Annotated in this window: 19 protein-coding genes; 17 read left to right on the forward strand and 2 right to left on the reverse strand. The window is 64.3% G+C overall.

All coding sequences use genetic code 11. The features are described from left to right. Positions 1 to 2 precede the first annotated feature (2 nt). The 8 genes from AC1RL5_RS30645 (at position 3) to AC1RL5_RS30680 (ending at position 7,841) form a co-directional block, all read left to right on the forward strand. A complete protein-coding gene (locus tag AC1RL5_RS30645) occupies positions 3 to 2,288 on the forward strand; it encodes a chemotaxis protein CheA (RefSeq protein WP_072451671.1) in 2,286 nt (761 codons plus the stop codon). A gap of 47 nt (positions 2,289 to 2,335) precedes the next feature. Then, on the forward strand, positions 2,336 to 3,457 hold the full coding sequence (locus tag AC1RL5_RS30650; protein ID WP_011060006.1) for a protein-glutamate methylesterase/protein-glutamine glutaminase: 1,122 nt from the start codon (positions 2,336 to 2,338) through the stop codon (positions 3,455 to 3,457). Next, positions 3,457 to 4,197, forward strand: a complete 741-nt coding sequence (locus AC1RL5_RS30655) for a flagellar motor protein (protein ID WP_011060007.1) — start codon at positions 3,457 to 3,459, stop codon at positions 4,195 to 4,197. Before AC1RL5_RS30650 ends, AC1RL5_RS30655 begins: the two co-directional genes overlap by 1 nt. 2 nt (positions 4,198 to 4,199) lie before the next feature. Beyond that, a complete protein-coding gene (gene motD, locus AC1RL5_RS30660; RefSeq protein WP_072451670.1) occupies positions 4,200 to 5,084 on the forward strand; it encodes a flagellar motor protein MotD in 885 nt (294 codons plus the stop codon). A 50-nt stretch (positions 5,085 to 5,134) separates the two neighbouring features. Continuing rightward, the gene (locus AC1RL5_RS30665; RefSeq protein WP_011060009.1) at positions 5,135 to 5,923 is read left to right on the forward strand and encodes a ParA family protein; all 789 of its coding nucleotides are present in this window, start codon (positions 5,135 to 5,137) and stop codon (positions 5,921 to 5,923) included. An 84-nt stretch (positions 5,924 to 6,007) separates the two neighbouring features. Next, positions 6,008 to 6,886 carry a chemotaxis protein CheW gene (locus AC1RL5_RS30670; protein WP_011060010.1) on the forward strand — a complete coding sequence of 293 codons (879 nt, stop codon included), beginning with the start codon at positions 6,008 to 6,010 and terminating at the stop codon, positions 6,884 to 6,886. 79 nt (positions 6,887 to 6,965) lie between these two features. After that, positions 6,966 to 7,448: a chemotaxis protein CheW gene (locus tag AC1RL5_RS30675; RefSeq protein WP_011060011.1), complete on the forward strand. Its 483-nt coding sequence runs from the start codon at positions 6,966 to 6,968 to the stop codon at positions 7,446 to 7,448. Further along, complete coding sequence (locus tag AC1RL5_RS30680) at positions 7,449 to 7,841, forward strand: DUF2802 domain-containing protein (RefSeq protein WP_011060012.1); 393 nt, start codon at positions 7,449 to 7,451, stop codon at positions 7,839 to 7,841. It begins immediately after the preceding gene. 58 nt (positions 7,842 to 7,899) lie between these two features. On the opposite strand, the gene AC1RL5_RS30685 is transcribed toward AC1RL5_RS30680, so the two are convergent. Together AC1RL5_RS30685 and fliK are read right to left on the reverse strand one after the other, a co-directional pair. Further along, entirely contained in the window at positions 7,900 to 8,229 is a 330-nt protein-coding gene (locus AC1RL5_RS30685) for an EscU/YscU/HrcU family type III secretion system export apparatus switch protein (protein ID WP_011060013.1), read from the reverse strand. Next, complete coding sequence (fliK, locus tag AC1RL5_RS30690; protein ID WP_072451668.1) at positions 8,226 to 9,809, reverse strand: flagellar hook-length control protein FliK; 1,584 nt, start codon at positions 9,807 to 9,809, stop codon at positions 8,226 to 8,228. Before fliK ends, AC1RL5_RS30685 begins: the two co-directional genes overlap by 4 nt. A 196-nt stretch (positions 9,810 to 10,005) precedes the next feature. On the opposite strand from fliK, the gene ccmA reads away from it, so the two are divergent. The 9 genes from ccmA to ccmI all read left to right on the forward strand — a co-directional run bounded on the left by ccmA (position 10,006) and on the right by ccmI (position 16,977). Continuing rightward, on the forward strand, positions 10,006 to 10,641 hold the full coding sequence (ccmA, locus tag AC1RL5_RS30695; protein ID WP_011060015.1) for a cytochrome c biogenesis heme-transporting ATPase CcmA: 636 nt from the start codon (positions 10,006 to 10,008) through the stop codon (positions 10,639 to 10,641). Further along, on the forward strand, positions 10,638 to 11,306 hold the full coding sequence (gene ccmB / locus AC1RL5_RS30700) for a heme exporter protein CcmB (protein ID WP_011060016.1): 669 nt from the start codon (positions 10,638 to 10,640) through the stop codon (positions 11,304 to 11,306). The genes ccmA and ccmB overlap by 4 nt, the downstream gene beginning before the upstream one ends. Before the next feature lie 90 nt (positions 11,307 to 11,396). Beyond that, complete coding sequence (locus AC1RL5_RS30705; protein WP_072451667.1) at positions 11,397 to 12,152, forward strand: heme ABC transporter permease; 756 nt, start codon at positions 11,397 to 11,399, stop codon at positions 12,150 to 12,152. Further along, complete coding sequence (ccmD, locus tag AC1RL5_RS30710) at positions 12,149 to 12,325, forward strand: heme exporter protein CcmD (RefSeq protein ID WP_011060018.1); 177 nt, start codon at positions 12,149 to 12,151, stop codon at positions 12,323 to 12,325. Before AC1RL5_RS30705 ends, ccmD begins: the two co-directional genes overlap by 4 nt. After that, positions 12,322 to 12,777: a cytochrome c maturation protein CcmE gene (ccmE, locus tag AC1RL5_RS30715; RefSeq protein WP_011060019.1), complete on the forward strand. Its 456-nt coding sequence runs from the start codon at positions 12,322 to 12,324 to the stop codon at positions 12,775 to 12,777. The genes ccmD and ccmE overlap by 4 nt, the downstream gene beginning before the upstream one ends. A gap of 3 nt (positions 12,778 to 12,780) precedes the next feature. Continuing rightward, complete coding sequence (locus AC1RL5_RS30720; RefSeq protein ID WP_072451666.1) at positions 12,781 to 14,769, forward strand: heme lyase CcmF/NrfE family subunit; 1,989 nt, start codon at positions 12,781 to 12,783, stop codon at positions 14,767 to 14,769. Beyond that, positions 14,766 to 15,302 carry a DsbE family thiol:disulfide interchange protein gene (locus AC1RL5_RS30725; protein ID WP_011060021.1) on the forward strand — a complete coding sequence of 179 codons (537 nt, stop codon included), beginning with the start codon at positions 14,766 to 14,768 and terminating at the stop codon, positions 15,300 to 15,302. The genes AC1RL5_RS30720 and AC1RL5_RS30725 overlap by 4 nt, the downstream gene beginning before the upstream one ends. Beyond that, on the forward strand, positions 15,299 to 15,769 hold the full coding sequence (locus tag AC1RL5_RS30730) for a cytochrome c-type biogenesis protein (protein WP_011060022.1): 471 nt from the start codon (positions 15,299 to 15,301) through the stop codon (positions 15,767 to 15,769). Before AC1RL5_RS30725 ends, AC1RL5_RS30730 begins: the two co-directional genes overlap by 4 nt. Then, a complete protein-coding gene (gene ccmI, locus AC1RL5_RS30735; RefSeq protein ID WP_015634649.1) occupies positions 15,766 to 16,977 on the forward strand; it encodes a c-type cytochrome biogenesis protein CcmI in 1,212 nt (403 codons plus the stop codon). Before AC1RL5_RS30730 ends, ccmI begins: the two co-directional genes overlap by 4 nt. Positions 16,978 to 16,988 lie beyond the last annotated feature (11 nt).

The following is a 16,988-nucleotide window of genomic DNA, read 5'->3' on the forward strand; positions in this document are numbered from 1 at the left end:
TAATGAGCTTCGGCGCCGATGAAGAGATCCTTCAGGATTTCCTGGTTGAGGCCGGCGAGATTCTAGAGCAACTGTCCGAACAACTGGTCGAGCTGGAAAGCCGGCCGGATGATGCGGATTTGCTCAATGCAATTTTTCGCGGTTTTCACACTGTTAAAGGGGGCGCCGGCTTCCTCCAGCTCAATGAGCTGGTGGAGTGCTGCCACATCGCCGAGAACGTCTTCGACATCCTGCGCAAGGGTGAGCGGCGAGTCGACTCGGAACTGATGGACGTGGTGCTTGAAGCTCTGGACGCGGTGAACGGCATGTTCAGCCAGGTCCGTGAGCGCACCGAAATCACCGCTGCCACACCGGAGTTGCTGGCGGCCCTGGCGCGCCTGGCCGAACCTGCCGGTGCCGAGCCTGCAGCACCTGCTGTGGAAGAGGTGGTTGAGCCGGTTGCCGAGCCTGTGGCTGAAGAAAGCCCGGCAGGGGACATCACCGATAACGAATTCGAGCTGTTGCTCGACTCGCTGAATGCCGCCAAGGCCGAAGCCGAAGCAGCGCCTGCCGCCGCACCTGCGGCCCAGGGCGAGCCGGCCAGCGATGAAATCACCGACGCCGAGTTCGAATCCCTGCTCGATCAGTTGCACGGCAAGGGCCAGTTCGCCCCGGATGCCGTGGCACCGGCCGCGGCCAGTGCCACCAGTGGTGCGGCTGGCGCAGGTGATGAGATCACCGACGATGAATTCGAAGCATTGCTGGACCAGTTGCATGGCAAGGGCAACTTCGCCGTGGAGGCCCTGGATTCGGCCGTGGCGGCGGCGCCTGCCGCTCCTGCCGCAGCCGCACCAAGCGCAGCCGCAGCCGGCAGCGACCTGATCACCGATCACGAATTCGAATCCCTGCTGGATGAGTTGCACGGCAAGGGCAAATTCTCCGAAACCCCGGGTGCGGCCAAGCCAGCCGCGGCTACTGCGGCTCCGGCTGCGGCGGCCACCGCTGCCGTCGTCAAGCCGGCGGCGAAGAAGCCCGAGCCCAAGGCCGAGGCGCCGAAAGCTGCCGCTGCTCCTGCTGCGGCCCCGGCCCCGGCTCGCGCCGCCGCTGCGGCCCCGCCGGCGGAAAAGCCTGCCAGCGAAGCGGAAACCACGGTGCGTGTCGATACCGCGCGCCTGGACGAAATCATGAACATGGTGGGCGAGCTGGTGCTGGTGCGTAACCGCCTGGTGCGCCTGGGCCTCAACAGCGGCGACGAAGCCATGTCCAAGGCCGTGTCGAACCTCGACGTGGTGACTGCCGACCTGCAGACCGCGGTGATGAAGACCCGCATGCAGCCGATCAAGAAGGTCTTCGGGCGCTTCCCGCGCCTGGTTCGCGATCTGGCCCGACAGCTCAAGAAAGAGATCAACCTGGAACTGGTGGGGGAAGAAACCGACCTCGACAAGAACCTGGTAGAGGCCCTGGCCGACCCGCTGGTGCACTTGGTGCGCAACGCGGTGGACCACGGCATCGAATCGCCGGAAGAGCGCGAAGCCTCGGGCAAGTCCCGTGGCGGCAAGGTGGTACTGGCGGCGGAACAGGAAGGCGACCACATCCTGCTGTCGATCTCCGATGACGGCAAGGGCATGGACCCGAACGTGTTGCGCGCCATCGCCGTCAAGCGCGGCGTGATGGACAAGGATGCCGCCGACCGCCTGAGCGATACCGAGTGCTACAACCTGATCTTTGCCCCGGGCTTCTCCACCAAGACCGAGATTTCCGATGTGTCCGGTCGCGGTGTGGGCATGGACGTGGTGAAGACCAAGATTTCCCAGCTCAATGGTTCGATCAACATCTATTCGACCAAGGGCCAGGGCTCGAAGATCGTCATCAAGGTGCCATTGACCCTGGCGATCATGCCGACCCTGATGGTCATGCTCGGCAACCAGGCATTCGCTTTCCCGCTGGTCAACGTCAACGAGATCTTCCACCTCGACCTGTCGCGCACCAACGTGGTGGACGGCCAGGAAGTGGTGATCGTGCGCGACAAGGCGTTGCCCCTGTTCTACCTCAAACGCTGGCTGGTCAGTTCCGCCGCTCATGAAGAGCAGCGCGAGGGCCACGTAGTGATCCTTTCGGTGGGTACCCAGCGGATCGGCTTTGTCGTCGACCAACTGGTAGGCCAGGAAGAAGTGGTCATCAAGCCCTTGGGCAAAATGCTTCAGGGAACCCCGGGCATGTCCGGCGCCACCATTACCGGTGACGGCCGCATTGCTCTGATCCTCGATGTTCCGAGCATGCTCAAGCGTTACGCCGCACGGCGTATTTGATTCGGCGGGGAGGGGCGGTTGGCCTCGCCCCACCTAACGGAGTGTTTATGGCAGTCAAAGTCCTGGTGGTGGACGATTCGGGTTTTTTCCGCCGCCGCGTCTCGGAAATTCTTTCAGCGGATTCGAATATCCAGGTCGTCGGCACGGCGACCAATGGTAAAGAGGCGATCGATCAGGCCCTGGCGCTCAAGCCGGACGTGATCACCATGGACTACGAGATGCCGATGATGGATGGCATCACCGCAGTGCGGCACATCATGCAGCGCTGCCCGACGCCGGTCCTGATGTTCTCCTCCCTGACCCACGAAGGAGCCCGAGTGACCCTCGATGCGCTGGATGCCGGGGCGGTGGACTTTCTGCCGAAGAACTTCGAGGACATCTCGCGCAATCCCGAGAAGGTCAAGCAGTTGCTGTGCGAGAAGGTCCACAGTATCTCGCGCAGCAATCGGCGCTTCAGCAGCTACAGTGCTCCGGCGCCGCAGCCGGCGAGTGCGCCGGCACCTGCTCCTTCGAGCTTCGCCAGTTCGCGCTCGCCAGCTCCCGCACCGGCTCCGGCCCGCGCAGCGGCGCCGGCGGCCAGTGCGAATTCGCCGGCACCCAAGCGCAAGGCCTACAAGCTGGTGGCCATTGGTACGTCCACAGGCGGCCCGGTGGCGCTGCAGCGGGTCCTGACCCAGCTGCCGGCCAACTTCCCGGCCCCCATCGTCTTGATCCAGCATATGCCGGCGGCCTTCACCAAAGCCTTTGCCGAGCGTCTGGACAAGCTCTGCCGCATCAGTGTCAAGGAAGCCGAGGATGGCGACATCCTGCGTCCGGGCCTGGCGCTGCTGGCGCCTGGCGGCAAGCAGATGATGGTCGACGGTCGTGGTGCGGTGAAGATTCTCCCGGGCGATGAGCGCTTGAACTACAAGCCGTGCGTGGATATCACCTTCGGCTCTGCGGCCAAGTCCTACAGCGACAAAGTTCTGGCGGTGGTGCTCACCGGCATGGGCGCCGACGGTCGCGAAGGCGCGCGTCTGCTCAAGCAGGGCGGCAGTGCGGTATGGGCCCAGGACGAGGCCAGCTGTGTGATCTATGGCATGCCCATGGCCATCGTCAAGGCCAACCTGGCGGATGCGGTGTACAGCCTGGACGACATCGGCCGGCACCTGGTCGAGGCCTGTCTCTGATGGATGTGCTCAGCCTTATCGGGATCATCATGGCGTTTGTCGCCATCATCGGTGGCAACTACCTGGAGGGGGGGCACCTGTCGGCCCTGGCCAATGGTCCGGCGGCACTGATCGTGCTCGGCGGGACCATCGGTGCGGCACTGCTGCAGTCGCCGCTGAGCGCCTTCAAACGGGCCATGCAGATCCTTGCCTGGATCCTGTTCCCGCCCCGGGTCGATCTGCCGGGCGGCATCGACCGGGTGGTCAACTGGAGCCTCACCGCGCGCAAGGAGGGCCTGCTGGGCCTGGAAGGCGTGGCGGATGCCGAGCCTGACAGTTATGCGCGCAAGGGCTTGCAGTTGCTGGTGGACGGTGCCGAACCCGAAGCCATCCGCAGCATTCTCGAAGTGGATTTCTATACCCAGGAAAGTCGTGATATCGAGGCCGCCAAGGTGTTCGAGAGCATGGGCGGCTATGCGCCGACCATCGGCATCATCGGCGCGGTAATGGGCCTGATCCACGTGATGGGCAACCTGGCCGATCCATCCCAGCTGGGTAGCGGCATCGCCGTGGCCTTCGTCGCCACTATCTATGGGGTGGCCAGTGCCAACCTGGTGCTGCTGCCGATCGCCGCCAAGCTGAAATCCGTTGCCTTGCGCCAGTCGCGTTACCGGGAAATGCTCCTCGAAGGCATCCTGTCGATCGCCGAAGGCGAAAACCCCCGCTCCATCGAGCTGAAGCTGCAAGGCTTCATGGACTGATTATGGCCCGTCGTCGCCAGCATGAAGAACACGTCAACCATGAGCGCTGGTTGGTTTCCTACGCCGACTTCATTACCTTGCTGTTCGCGTTTTTTGTGGTCATGTACTCGATTTCCTCGATCAACGAGGGCAAGTACAAGGTCATTTCCGAAGCCTTGATCGGGGTCTTCACCGACTCCGATCGTAGCCTCAAGCCGATTCCCATCGGCGACGAGCGTCCCAAGACCGTGACCCCGGCCAAGCCCCTGGTCAAGGACAGCGACCAGACCGACGCTGGCATCGCCGGGGCCAGCGACCCGCTGAAAAGCATCGCCGATGACATCAGCGCAGCCTTTGGCGACCTGATCAGCTCCAACCAGATGACCGTGCGCGGCAATGAACTGTGGGTGGAGATCGAACTCAACTCCAGCCTGCTGTTCGGCAGTGGCGATGCCATGCCCAGCGACCAGGCGTTCACCATCATCGACAAGGTGGCGAAGATCCTCAAACCCTTCGACAACCCGATCCATGTCGAGGGCTTCACCGACAACCTGCCGATCCAGACCGCGCAGTACCCGACCAACTGGGAACTGTCCTCGGCCCGTTCTGCGAGCATCGTGCGCATGCTGGCGATGCAGGGGGTGAACCCGGCGCGCATGGCCTCGGTGGGCTACGGTGAGTTCCAGCCAGTGGCCAACAACGCCACCGCCGAAGGCCGGGCGCGCAATCGCCGGGTGGTGCTGGTGGTGTCGCGCAACCTGGATGTGCGCCGCAGCCTGACCGGTACCGGCACCGCCCATGCAACACCGGATGCGGCACTCAAGCGTGCTGGCACACAAACTGCACCAACCCCGGTCAAAACGCCGGTACAGGGAAGCGCCGTCAATTCTCCGTCACCTGCTTTATAACTTAGCGCTATGTCTCGCCCCGCTGTGGCCGGGCGGGAGGAACCAACCGAATGAGAGTCTGGGCAGTTGCCAATCAAAAGGGTGGTGTCGGTAAAACCACCAGTTCCATCGCTTTAGCCGGCTTGCTGGCCGAGGCGGGCAAGCGTGTGGTCGTGGTCGATCTCGACCCCCACGGCTCCATGACCAGCTACTTCGGCTATGACCCGGACAGCCTGGAGCACAGCAGCTACGACCTGTTCCTGCACAAGGGCAATGTGCCCCAGGACCTGCCGGGCCAGTTGTTGCTGGGCACCAGCCACGAGCGTATTTCGCTGTTGCCGTCCAGCACCGCGCTGGCCACCCTGGAGCGCCAGTCGCCAGGGCAGAGCGGCCTGGGCCTGGTGATCGCCAAGAGCCTGGCGCAGCTGTGGCAGGATTTCGACTATGCGGTGATCGACAGCCCCCCGTTGCTCGGGGTGCTGATGGTCAACGCACTGGCGGCCAGCCAGCAGTTGGTGATCCCGGTGCAGACCGAGCACCTGGCGGTCAAGGGCCTGGAGCGCATGGTCAATACCCTGGCCATGGTCAATCGCTCGCGCAAGCAACCCTTGCCGTTCACTATCGTGCCGACCCTGTTCGACCGCCGTACCCAGGCCTCCCTGGGCACCCTGCGGGTACTGCGGGACAAGTTCCCCGAGGAGATCTGGCAAGGCTACATTCCGGTGGATACCCGCCTGCGCGACGCCAGCCGGGCCGGGGTCACCCCTTCGCAATTCGATGGCAAGAGCCGCGGCGTACTGGCCTACAAGGCCTTGCTCAAGCACTTGCTGGCCCAGCAGCTCGTGGCGCAGGTGGCTTGACGTGAAGCGTTATTCAAGTCGCCACGCCGCCCGGCCGATAACCCCTACAGGTCACTGTATCGGGGTTTTAGCGTGGGCATCCTCATGAACCGTCCTCTGGATGTAAAGAGCCGGCCGCAGTTGGCGCTGCAGTCGTACCTGGACGCTTTGCTGCAGGACGCCACCGACGAGGAGTTGCTGCCAGAGCCGCCGATCCCGGTGCCCGCCCCGGTAGTGGTCGAAGCCTCCAGTGAAGTGCTGGATGAATTCCAGGCCGCGGTACTGGAGGAGCAGGCCCGTGACGCCGAGCTCCAGCAGCACTCGGCGCCTGCGGTTGCCGCGCCAGAGCCCGTTGCCACCCCGGTGCTGGAAGCGCCGGAGCCCATGCCAAGCACCCTCTCGCCCGTGGTGCCGATGCTCCAGGCCCTGGTGCCGCCCGTGGTGGAAGTGCACTTGCCGCCGAGCAATACGCCGCCTCCGGTCACCGGCAGCGATCGTCCCGCCTGGGCGGCAGAGCCGTTCGAGTGCCTGTTGTTCGATGTCGCGGGCCTGACCCTGGCGGTGCCCCTGGTATGCCTGGGCTCGATCTATTCCCTGGCCGGGCAGGAGCTGACGCCGCTGTTCGGCCAGCCGGAATGGTTCCTCGGTATCCTGCCGAGCCAGGCTGGCAACCTGAAGGTGCTGGATACCGCACGCTGGGTCATGCCGGATCGCTACCGCGACGATTTCCGCCAGGGCCTGCAGTACGTGATCTCGGTCCAAGGCTATGAGTGGGGGCTGGCGGTGCACCAGGTCAGCCGCTCGCTGCGCCTGGACCCCAATGAAATCAAGTGGCGCAGTCACCGTGGCCAACGCCCGTGGCTGGCCGGCACGGTGATTGAACATATGTGCGCCTTGCTCGATGTTGCCGAACTGGCGGAATTGATCGCCACCGGTGGCGCCAAGCAGATGGCGATCAGTCAAGCGGCCCACAAGCCGAAGTAAACCAACAACAGGCCACGTCCGTCGGGCGTGGCCACACAGAACACACGCCGTTTTCAACGGTTATTTGAGGGGTCAGGGTATGAATAAGTCGTCGTCTGCACAGGGTTCCGAAGATCCGATCCTGCAATGGGTCACCTTCAAGCTGGATAACGAGTCCTACGGCATCAACGTGATGCGGGTCCAGGAAGTGCTGCGCTACACCGAGATCGCTCCGGTGCCGGGCGCACCCAGCTACGTGCTGGGGATCATCAACCTGCGCGGCAACGTGGTGACCGTGATCGATACCCGCCAGCGCTTCGGCCTGGTGCCGACCGAAGTCAACGACAACACCCGGATCGTCATCATCGAGGCCGACAAGCAAGTGGTCGGGATCATGGTGGACAGCGTCGCCGAAGTGGTTTACCTGCGCCAGTCGGAAGTCGAGACCGCGCCGAACGTCGGCAACGAAGAGTCGGCCAAGTTCATCCAGGGCGTGTGCAACAAGAACGGCGAACTGCTGATTCTGGTTGAGCTGGATAAGATGATGAGCGAAGAGGAATGGTCGGAACTGGAGAGTATCTGATTGATCCTCGAGGTAGCGGTAATTGTCCTGGCGATCCTCTGGGTCGCCACTCTGGCTCTGTTCCTGTCCTACACCCGCAACCAGCGGCAGATTGCTGCCCAGCAGGCTGAGGGTGACGCCGTGCGCGACCAGCGGATCAAGGAGCTGGCCAAGCGCGTCGACCATTACCAGAGCGGTACGGTGCGCATGGGCGAGGACCTGCACGAGTTGCGCGCTGTGGTAGCGCCTTTGCCGGACAAGCTGGCCCAGCTGGAGCAGCGTGACCCTTCCAGCCTGTCGTTCGCCCAGGCCGCGCGCCTGGTGGGCATGGGCGCCAGCGTCGACGAGCTGACCCAGTCCTGCGGCCTCACCCAGGCCGAAGCGGAGCTGGTCAGCAAGCTGCACAAAGGCTGATGTAGCCGCGAACGCCCGCCGCAAAAGGCCCCTGGGGCCTTTATGCGGACGGGTTGTATCAGTAATCGTCGCCGCGTTCGGTGACGTCCTTCTCCAGTTCCGCCCGTTGCGGATCATGCCCCGCCGGGAACTTGCCCTTGAGGTTCCAGGCGAAGGCGATGATCTCGGCGATGGTCCGGTACAGCTCCGGCGGAATGCTCTCGCCCAGTTCCAGTCGCGCCAGCAGCTTCACCAGCTCGGCGTTCTCGTAGATCGGGACTTCATAGTCCCGGGCAATCTTCAGGATGGCTTCGGCCAGTTCGTCATCGCCCTTGGCGGTGAGGGTCGGAGCTTGCTGGCCATCGTATTTGAGGGCGATGGCCTGGCGTGGTGGCGGAGAGTGCTTCATGCGGTTTCGTCCACCCAGCGTTGTTCCAATCGGGTTTGCGGGCCCTGGGGCGGAGTGCCGAGGTGGCAATCCAGGTCGCCGACATTCAGTCCCGAGGCCAGCAGGCGTTCGCGCAGGTTGCCCAGGTGGCTTTCAATCAGGCTCGCCGTGTAGGGGCGCTCGGCCCAGAGCTGGCTGGACAGCCGGCCCTGGATCAGCTGTGCCTGGACTTGCAGCGGGCCCAGAGGCTCCAGGTCGAAGGCCAGGTCGACCCGCCACAGGGCCTGCTTGGGCTCACGTTCCTCGCGTTTGTGTTCCGGCTCCGGTTCCGGCGCCTCTTCGCGCTGCAGCTTGACCTGCAAGGGCACGATGTCCTGCAGGTTGCGCATGGGGATTTCCAACTGCCAGGTGCTCAACAGCCGGCCATCGTCGGTTAGGCCGCTTTGCTCCAGGCTCGACAGTTGATGGCTCTGCAAGCGCGATACGGCCGCGGCGGCCAGGCGCAGCAGTTGTTCCAGGTCACCTTCGCCTTCCAGGCTCTGCAGCAACCGTTCCGGCAATGGAAAGCCGGTGGGCGAAGCCTTGGCGCTGACCTGGCCGAGGGTACCCAGGGCGCTGCGCACGAAGCTGGGCAGCGACTGGGCCAGGGTGTTGGCGGCCAGGATGGCGTTGAAGCTGGTGGAGGCGGGCAGGCCTGGGGTCAGCTGGGCGATCAGGCGCAACAGGTCGGCCTTCATGTCCGGCACCTGCCCTGGGTTGGCTCCGGCCAGCAACCGGGCTTCCAGGAACAGGCCGCTGCCCAGCAAGGCCTGGGCCACGCCGCGCGGGTTGCTCAGTTGCTGCACGTCGGGCAGGCCGGCCAGCAGGCGCTCGACGGCGGCGCGCAGGTCGGTGGAGGTGGTCGAGGGGGCACTGTCGGCGGGCAGGTTCTGCAGGGCGTTGATCAAGCCGCTGAGGGAGCCCTGGCGGCTTTGCTGGCTGGCCAGTTGGGCGGCGATGGCCAATTGCTCCTGACGGCTGCTCAGGGGGACGAAACTCAGGGTCTGGGCATCCGAGACCAGGGCGCTGAGCAGGCTGCCGATGCGCAGCGGCTGCGGGCTTTCGATGCTCAGGGTGGCGCCGCTCTGTGCGGTGTTGAGCAGGCTCACCAGGGAGCGATAGATCGCCGGCTGGCTGGTGCCCTGGGGCAACATCTGGCTGGTCAGCACCTTGGCCTGGATCAGGGTGCCGGGGGGCAGTTGGCTGGTGTCCAGGCGGGTCAGGGCGGCGACACTGGAGGCGATGGCCTGTTGCACGGTGATCGCCAGGTTGCCCGCCGAGGGCTGGGTGACCGCCAGGCTGGTGCCCTGGGGCAGGGGTTGATTGCTGGTGGCCTGCAAAGTGGTTTGCCGGCCGTTGTCCAGGGTCACTTTGAGCAGCAACTGGAACGTCTGGTCGGTCTGCTTGAGCGACAGTACTTCGGCCTTGGCGCTCTGGCCGGCGGCAATCAGGCCTTCCAGGGGCGGCACCAGCTTCAGCAGTTCCCCGCTGATCGCCTGGGGGCGCGAGGCGCCGGGCGCGGGCACCTGGGGCGCAGGCAGGATGTTCATTTCGCCTGTCATTCGGACACAACCTGTGGAAATTAGCCCTCATAAGCGTAGGGCTTCGCATGTATAATGCCGCCCGTCTTTGGGGGAGTGGTGAAAACATTGCAATTGTTTGACGCAGCTCTCTAGAACAGGCCGCCAATGCATTTATCCTGCATCTCTTTAACGGCCGCTCCGTTGCCGACTTGAACCTGTAAAGGCCCGCTATCCCTTGACCAGCCCTCTTCTCGAAGCCGTAGCACTCGCCTGTGAGCGCGATTGGCGGATGCTATTTGAACACCTCGAGTTGCGTCTGACGGGCGGCGACATGGTGCAGATCAGCGGCCCCAACGGCAGCGGCAAGACCAGCCTGCTGCGCCTGCTGGCCGGGTTGATGCAGCCCACCAGCGGCCAGGTGCTGCTCAATGGCCAGCCATTGCACGCCCAGCGCGCGGAACTGGCCCGCAACCTGTTGTGGATCGGCCATGCCGCCGGCATCAAGGAGCTGTTGAGCCCCGAGGAGAACCTCAGCTGGCTCTGTGCCCTGCACCAGCCTGCCCGGCGCGAGGCGATCTGGCAGGCCCTGGCGGCGGTCGGCCTGCGCGGTTTCGAGGATGTGCCTTGCCATACCCTTTCCGCCGGCCAGCAGCGCCGCGTGGCCTTGGCGCGCCTGTACCTGGACAGCCCGCCGTTGTGGATACTCGACGAACCCTTCACCGCCCTCGACAAGCAGGGCGTGGCCCAGCTCGAAGAACACCTGGCGGGCCATTGCGAGCGTGGCGGCATGGTGGTCCTGACCACCCACCACAGCCTGGCCCGCATGCCTTCCGGCTACCGTGACATTGACCTGGGACGGTGGGCCGCATGAGTGTGTTTGCCCTGTTGGTGGCCCGTGAAGCGCGCCTGTTGTGCCGGCGCCCGGCGGAACTGGCCAACCCCTTGGTATTTTTCGCAATCGTTGTCGCACTGTTCCCCCTGGCCGTGGGACCTGAGACACAATTGTTGCAAACCTTGTCTCCGGGGCTGGTCTGGGTAGCGGCCCTATTGTCCGTCCTGCTCTCGCTGGACGGGCTTTTTCGCAGTGATTTCGAGGATGGATCCCTGGAGCAGTGGGTCCTTTCGCCGCACCCCCTGGCTCTTCTGGTTCTGGCCAAGGTACTGGCACACTGGGTGTTTTCCGGGTTGGCACTGGTCTTGCTCGCGCCCTTGCTGGCGGTGATGCTGGGGCTGCCTGCCGCCTGTCTGCCGGTGCTACTGATGTCCCTGCTGCTTGGGACCCCGGTGCTCAGCCTGCTGGGCGCGGTAGGCGCGGCATTGACGGTAGGGCTCAAGCGTGGCGGCCTGCTGCTGGCGCTGCTGATCCTGCCGTTGTACATCCCGGTACTGATTCTCGGCAGTGGCGCCCTGCAGGCGGCATTGCAGGGCATGCCGGCAACCGGTTACCTGCTGTGGCTTGGGAGCCTGACCGCCCTGGCAGTAACCTTGACACCCTTTGCAATAGCGGCTGGCCTGAAGATCAGCGTCGGCGAATAATAATGAGGTCTGATCATTTTTTGATCACTTCTTTCTGAGAAAAGACCCAGGCTTTTCGACCACGAAAAGCACCCGTGATGGAAATAGTGAATGAACTGGACTTGGTTTCATAAGCTCGGCTCGCCTAAATGGTTTTACGGCATCAGTGGCAAGCTGCTGCCCTGGCTGAGTGTTGCCGCCGTGTTGCTGATCGGCATCGGCGTGGTCTGGGGCCTGGCCTTTGCGCCACCGGATTACCAGCAAGGCAACAGTTTCCGCATCATCTACATCCATGTGCCGATGGCGATGCTAGCCCAGTCCTGCTACGTCATGCTGGCCGTGTGCGGTGTGGTCGGGCTGGTGTGGAAAATGAAACTGGCCGATGTCGCCCTGCAATGCGCGGCGCCCATCGGGCACTCGATCACTTTCCTGGCCCTGGTGACCGGGGCTATCTGGGGCAAGCCGACCTGGGGTTCCTGGTGGGTCTGGGATGCCCGACTAACGTCGATGCTGATCCTGCTGTTTCTGTACGCAGGTCTGATTGCACTCAATGCCGCCATCAGCAATCGTGACAGCGCCGCCAAGGCCTGTGCGGTGCTGGCGATTGTCGGCGTGGTGAATATCCCGATCATCAAATACTCGGTGGAATGGTGGAACACCCTCCACCAGGGCGCGACCTTCACCCTGACCGAAAAGCCTGCCATGCCGGTGGAAATGTGGCTGCCGCTGCTGCTGACCTCGTTGGGTTTCTACTGTTTGTTTGGTGTGCTGCTGTTGCTGCGCATGCGCCTTGAGGTGCTCAAGCGTGAAGCCCGGACCAGTTGGGTCAAGGCCGAAGTCCAACGCAGCCTGGAGGCCGCCCGATGAGTTTTGCATCCTTCAGCGATTTTCTCGCCATGGGCCATCACGGCCTCTACGTCTGGTCGGCCTATGGCATTTGCCTGGTGGTCCTGGCTCGTGAGCTGGTGGCGCCGATCCTGGCGCGCAAGCGCTATCTGCAACAAGAGGCGCGTCGTCTGCGCCGGGAGAACGGTAAGTGAATCCGCTGCGTAAAAAGCGTCTTTTGATCATCCTGGCGATTCTGGTCGGTGTCGGCATTGCCGTTGGCCTGGCCCTCAGCGCGCTGAAGGAAAACATCAACCTGTTCTACACCCCGACCCAGATCGCCAATGGCGAAGCACCGCTGGACACGCGGATCCGCGCCGGCGGCATGGTCCAGGCCGGTTCCCTGCAGCGTTCCGCCGACTCCCTGGACGTGAAATTCGTGGTCACCGACTTCAACAAGTCGGTGACCATCACCTACCGCGGCATCCTTCCGGACCTGTTCCGCGAAGGGCAGGGCATCGTTGCCCTGGGCAAGCTCAACGCCGATGGCGTGGTGGTGGCCGATGAAGTGCTGGCCAAGCACGACGAGAAGTACATGCCGCCGGAAGTCACCAAGGCCCTGAAAGACAGCGGCCAGTCGGCACCGACACCAGCGAAAGAGGGTTAAGCCATGAGTTCCGCACTGTTCGTTCCCGAACTCGGTCACCTGGCGATGATCCTCGCCCTGTGCTTCGCCCTGGTCCAGGCCGTGGTGCCGCTGCTGGGGGCCTGGCGCGGTGATCGCCTGTGGATGAGCCTGGCCCAGCCGGCTGCCTGGGGCCAGTTCGCCTTCCTGGCGTTCGCCTTCGGCTGCCTGACCTACGCTTTCATGAGCGACGATTTCTCGGTGGCCTATGTCGCCAGCAACTCCAACAGCGCCTTGCCCTGGTACTACAAGTTCAGCGCCGTGTGGGGGGCTCACGAAGGCTCGCTGCTGCTCTGGGCACTGATCCTCGGTGGCTGGACCTTCGCCGTGTCGGTGTTCTCGCGCCAGTTGCCCCAGGTGATGCTGGCCCGGGTGCTGGCGGTGATGGGCATGATCAGCACCGGCTTCCTGCTGTTCCTGATCATGACCTCCAACCCGTTTTCGCGGATCCTGCCCCAGGTGCCGGCCGATGGTCGCGACCTCAACCCGCTGTTGCAGGACATTGGCCTGATCGTTCACCCGCCGATGCTCTACATGGGCTATGTGGGTTTTTCGGTGGCCTTCGCCTTCGCCATCGCCGCCTTGCTCGGCGGTCGCCTGGACGCCGCCTGGGCTCGCTGGTCGCGGCCCTGGACCATCGTGGCCTGGGCCTTCCTCGGCATCGGCATCACCCTGGGCTCCTGGTGGGCCTACTACGAACTGGGCTGGGGTGGCTGGTGGTTCTGGGACCCGGTGGAAAACGCCTCGTTCATGCCCTGGCTGGTGGGCACGGCGCTGATCCACTCCCTGGCGGTCACCGAAAAGCGCGGGGTGTTCAAGAGCTGGACCGTGCTGCTGGCGATTGCCGCCTTCTCCCTGAGCCTGCTGGGGACTTTCCTGGTGCGTTCCGGCGTCCTGACTTCGGTGCATGCCTTCGCCTCTGACCCTGAGCGCGGCGTGTTCATCCTGATTTTCCTGCTGTTCGTGGTGGGTGGTTCGCTGACCCTGTTCGCCCTGCGCGCGCCGGTGGTCAAGAGCCAGGTGGGCTTCAACCTCTGGTCGCGGGAAACCCTGCTGCTGGGCAACAACCTGGTGCTGGTGGTGGCGGCCTCGATGATTCTCCTCGGCACCCTGTACCCGCTGGTGCTGGACGCCCTGACCGGCGCCAAGCTGTCGGTGGGCCCGCCGTACTTCAACGCGCTGTTCATTCCGCTGATGGCCCTGCTGATGGTGGTGATGGCGGTGGGCGTGCTGGTGCGCTGGAAAGATACCCCGGTGAAATGGCTGGTGGGCATGCTCGGCCCGGTACTGCTGGGCAGCGTGGCCCTGGCCGTGGTTGCGGGCATCGCCTATGGCGACTTCAACTGGGCCGTGCTGGCAACCTTCCTGCTGGCGGCCTGGGTGCTGCTGGCCGGGGCTCGCGACATCCTCGACAAGACCCGGCACAAGGGCCTGATCAAGGGCCTGCCGAGCCTGACCCGCAGCTACTGGGGCATGCAGCTGGCGCACCTGGGCATCGCGGTCTGCGCCCTGGGCGTGGTGCTGTCGAGCCAGAACAGCGCCGAGCGCGATCTGCGCCTGGCGCCGGGCGAATCCATGGAACTGGCCGGCTATCACTTCATCTTCGAGGGCGCCAAGCACTTCGAAGGGCCGAACTTCACTTCCGACAAGGGCACCGTCCGCGTGGTGCGCAACGGCAAGGAAGTGGCGGTGCTGCATCCGGAGAAGCGCCTGTATACCGTGCAGAGTTCGATGATGACCGAGGCCGGGATCGATGCCGGCTTCACCCGCGACCTGTATGTGGCCCTTGGCGAGCCCCTGGGCGATGGCGCCTGGGCGGTGCGGGTACACGTCAAGCCGTTCGTGCGCTGGATCTGGTTCGGCGGCCTGCTCACCGGTTTCGGTGGCTTGCTGGCGGCCCTGGACCGGCGCTACCGGGTCAAGGTTAAAAGCCGCGTGCGCGAAGCGCTGGGCATGACAGGAGCTACGGCATGAGACGCTGGATGATGATGCTGCCCCTGGCGGTGTTCCTGGTGGTGGCGGTGTTCCTCTATCGGGGGTTGTACCTGGACCCGGCCGAACTGCCGTCGGCGATGATCGGCAAGCCGTTCCCGGAGTTCTCCCTGCCGTCGGTGCAGGGCGACAAGACCCTGACCCGCGCCGACCTGCTGGGCAAGCCGGCGCTGGTCAACGTCTGGGGCACCTGGTGCATTTCCTGCCGGGTCGAGCACCCGGTACTGAACAAGCTGGCCGAGAAGGGCGTGGTGATCTACGGCATCAACTACAAGGACGTCAACGCCGATGCCCTGAAGTGGCTGGCCGAATTCCACAATCCCTACCTGCTGGACGTGCGTGACGAGGAGGGCTCCCTGGGGCTGAACCTGGGCGTCTACGGCGCTCCGGAAACCTTTTTCATCGACGCCAAGGGCATCATCCGCGACAAGTACGTCGGGGTGATCGACGAAGTGGTGTGGCGCGAGCAACTGGCCGCCAAGTACCAGGCCCTGGTCGACGAGGCCAAGCCATGAAGCGCTGGTTAGCCGCCGCCATCCTGGGCCTGGGCATCGCCGGCATGGCCCATGCCGCCATCGACACCTACCAGTTCGCCAACGACACCGATCGCGAACGGTTCCACGAGCTGACCAAGGAACTGCGCTGCCCCAAGTGCCAGAACCAGGACATCGCCGATTCCAACGCGCCGATTGCCGCCGACCTGCGCAAAGAGATTTTCCGCATGCTCGGCGAGGGCAAGGACAACCAGCAGATCATCGACTTCATGGTCGATCGCTACGGTGACTTCGTGCGCTACCGGCCGGCCCTGACCGGCAAGACTGCCTTGCTCTGGTTCGGCCCCGCCGGGTTGCTGCTGGGCGGGCTGGTGATCATTGTCGTGATTGTCCGGCGTCGGCGCGTGCAGCGCAGCGATAGCCCGAACACGCTTTCCGTCGAAGAGCGTCAGCGCCTCGACCAACTGCTGGATAAAAACCACCCATGATTGATTTCTGGCTTGCGGCAGGCCTGCTGCTCCTGATTGCCCTGAGTTTCCTGTTGATCCCGGTATTGCGTGAGCGTCGCGCTCAGCGTGAAGAGGATCGTACCGCGCTGAACGTGGCGCTTTATGAAGAGCGCGTGGCCGAACTGCACAGCCAGCAGCAAGAAGGCGTGCTCAGTGCCGAACAGATGGACAGCGGCCGTGCCGAAGCCGCGCGCGAACTGCTGGCCGATACCGAAGGCAGCGCTAACGTGCGCACTTCGCGCCTGGGCAAGCCGCTGCCGTTGCTGGCCGCGCTGCTGGTGCCGGTACTGGGCCTGGGCCTGTACCTGCATTTTGGTGCCAGCGACAAGGTCGAGCTGACCCGGGAGTTCGCCCAGGCGCCACAGTCCATGGAGGAAATGACCCGGCGCCTGGAGCGTGCGGTAGCGGCCCAGCCGGATTCCGCCGAAGGCCTGTACTTCCTCGGCCGAACCTACATGGCCCAGGACCGGCCGGCGGACGCGGCGAAGATCTTCGAACGCACCGTGGCCCTGGCCGGGCGCCAGCCCGAGCTGCTGGGGCAATGGGCCCAGGCGCAGTACTTTGCCGACAACAAGCAATGGTCGGACAAGGTCCAGGGCCTGACCGACGAAGCCCTGAAAGCCGACCCCAATGAAGTCACCAGCCTCGGGCTGCTGGGGATCGCCGCCTTCGAAGGCGGGCGTTTCCAGGAAGCCATCGACTACTGGAAGCGCCTGCAGGCGCAACTGCCGCCGGACGACAACTCCCGCGCCGCGTTGCAGGGTGGTATCGACCGCGCCAGCGAGAAGCTGGTGGCCAGTGGCGGCAAGGTTGCCAGCGAACCTGCGGCCAAGGCTCAGGCCAAGGGCGCGGTGCTCAAGGTCAGGGTCGACCTGGCGGCCGAGCTCAAGGCCAAGGTCCAGCCGGGCGACAGCGTGTTCATCTTCGCTCGCGCCACCCAGGGCCCACCCGCGCCGCTGGCGGCCAAGCGCCTGACCGTGGCCGACTTGCCGGCCACGGTCGAGCTGGCGGATGCCGACGCGATGATGCCGCAGTTGAAACTGTCGAACTTCCCTGAAGTCCAACTGGTTGCGCGCGTGTCCCGCGCCGGCCAGCCGACGGCCGGCGAGTGGGTCGGGCGCAGCCAGCCTCTGGCCAGCAGCACCACCGCTGCCCAGCAGCTGACCATCGACAGCCCGGATCAATAATCAGAGAAGCC

The organism is Pseudomonas sp. GW822-FHT06D10 (assembly GCF_058799535.1).

Coding starts and splice junctions, on each gene's coding strand:
- motD (WP_072451670.1), top strand. CDS start 4,200: ATGGCCCGTCGTCGCCAGCATGAAGAACACGTCAACCATGAGCGCTGG.
- AC1RL5_RS30725 (WP_011060021.1), top strand. CDS start 14,766: ATGAGACGCTGGATGATGATGCTGCCCCTGGCGGTGTTCCTGGTGGTG.
- AC1RL5_RS30675 (WP_011060011.1), top strand. CDS start 6,966: ATGAATAAGTCGTCGTCTGCACAGGGTTCCGAAGATCCGATCCTGCAA.
- ccmI (WP_015634649.1), top strand. CDS start 15,766: ATGATTGATTTCTGGCTTGCGGCAGGCCTGCTGCTCCTGATTGCCCTG.
- AC1RL5_RS30665 (WP_011060009.1), top strand. CDS start 5,135: ATGAGAGTCTGGGCAGTTGCCAATCAAAAGGGTGGTGTCGGTAAAACC.
- AC1RL5_RS30670 (WP_011060010.1), top strand. CDS start 6,008: ATGAACCGTCCTCTGGATGTAAAGAGCCGGCCGCAGTTGGCGCTGCAG.
- AC1RL5_RS30645 (WP_072451671.1), top strand. CDS start 3: ATGAGCTTCGGCGCCGATGAAGAGATCCTTCAGGATTTCCTGGTTGAG.
- AC1RL5_RS30720 (WP_072451666.1), top strand. CDS start 12,781: ATGAGTTCCGCACTGTTCGTTCCCGAACTCGGTCACCTGGCGATGATC.
- ccmD (WP_011060018.1), top strand. CDS start 12,149: ATGAGTTTTGCATCCTTCAGCGATTTTCTCGCCATGGGCCATCACGGC.
- AC1RL5_RS30730 (WP_011060022.1), top strand. CDS start 15,299: ATGAAGCGCTGGTTAGCCGCCGCCATCCTGGGCCTGGGCATCGCCGGC.
- ccmB (WP_011060016.1), top strand. CDS start 10,638: ATGAGTGTGTTTGCCCTGTTGGTGGCCCGTGAAGCGCGCCTGTTGTGC.
- AC1RL5_RS30685 (WP_011060013.1), bottom strand. CDS start 8,229: ATGAAGCACTCTCCGCCACCACGCCAGGCCATCGCCCTCAAATACGAT.
- AC1RL5_RS30655 (WP_011060007.1), top strand. CDS start 3,457: ATGGATGTGCTCAGCCTTATCGGGATCATCATGGCGTTTGTCGCCATC.
- AC1RL5_RS30705 (WP_072451667.1), top strand. CDS start 11,397: ATGAACTGGACTTGGTTTCATAAGCTCGGCTCGCCTAAATGGTTTTAC.
- AC1RL5_RS30650 (WP_011060006.1), top strand. CDS start 2,336: ATGGCAGTCAAAGTCCTGGTGGTGGACGATTCGGGTTTTTTCCGCCGC.
- fliK (WP_072451668.1), bottom strand. CDS start 9,809: ATGACAGGCGAAATGAACATCCTGCCTGCGCCCCAGGTGCCCGCGCCC.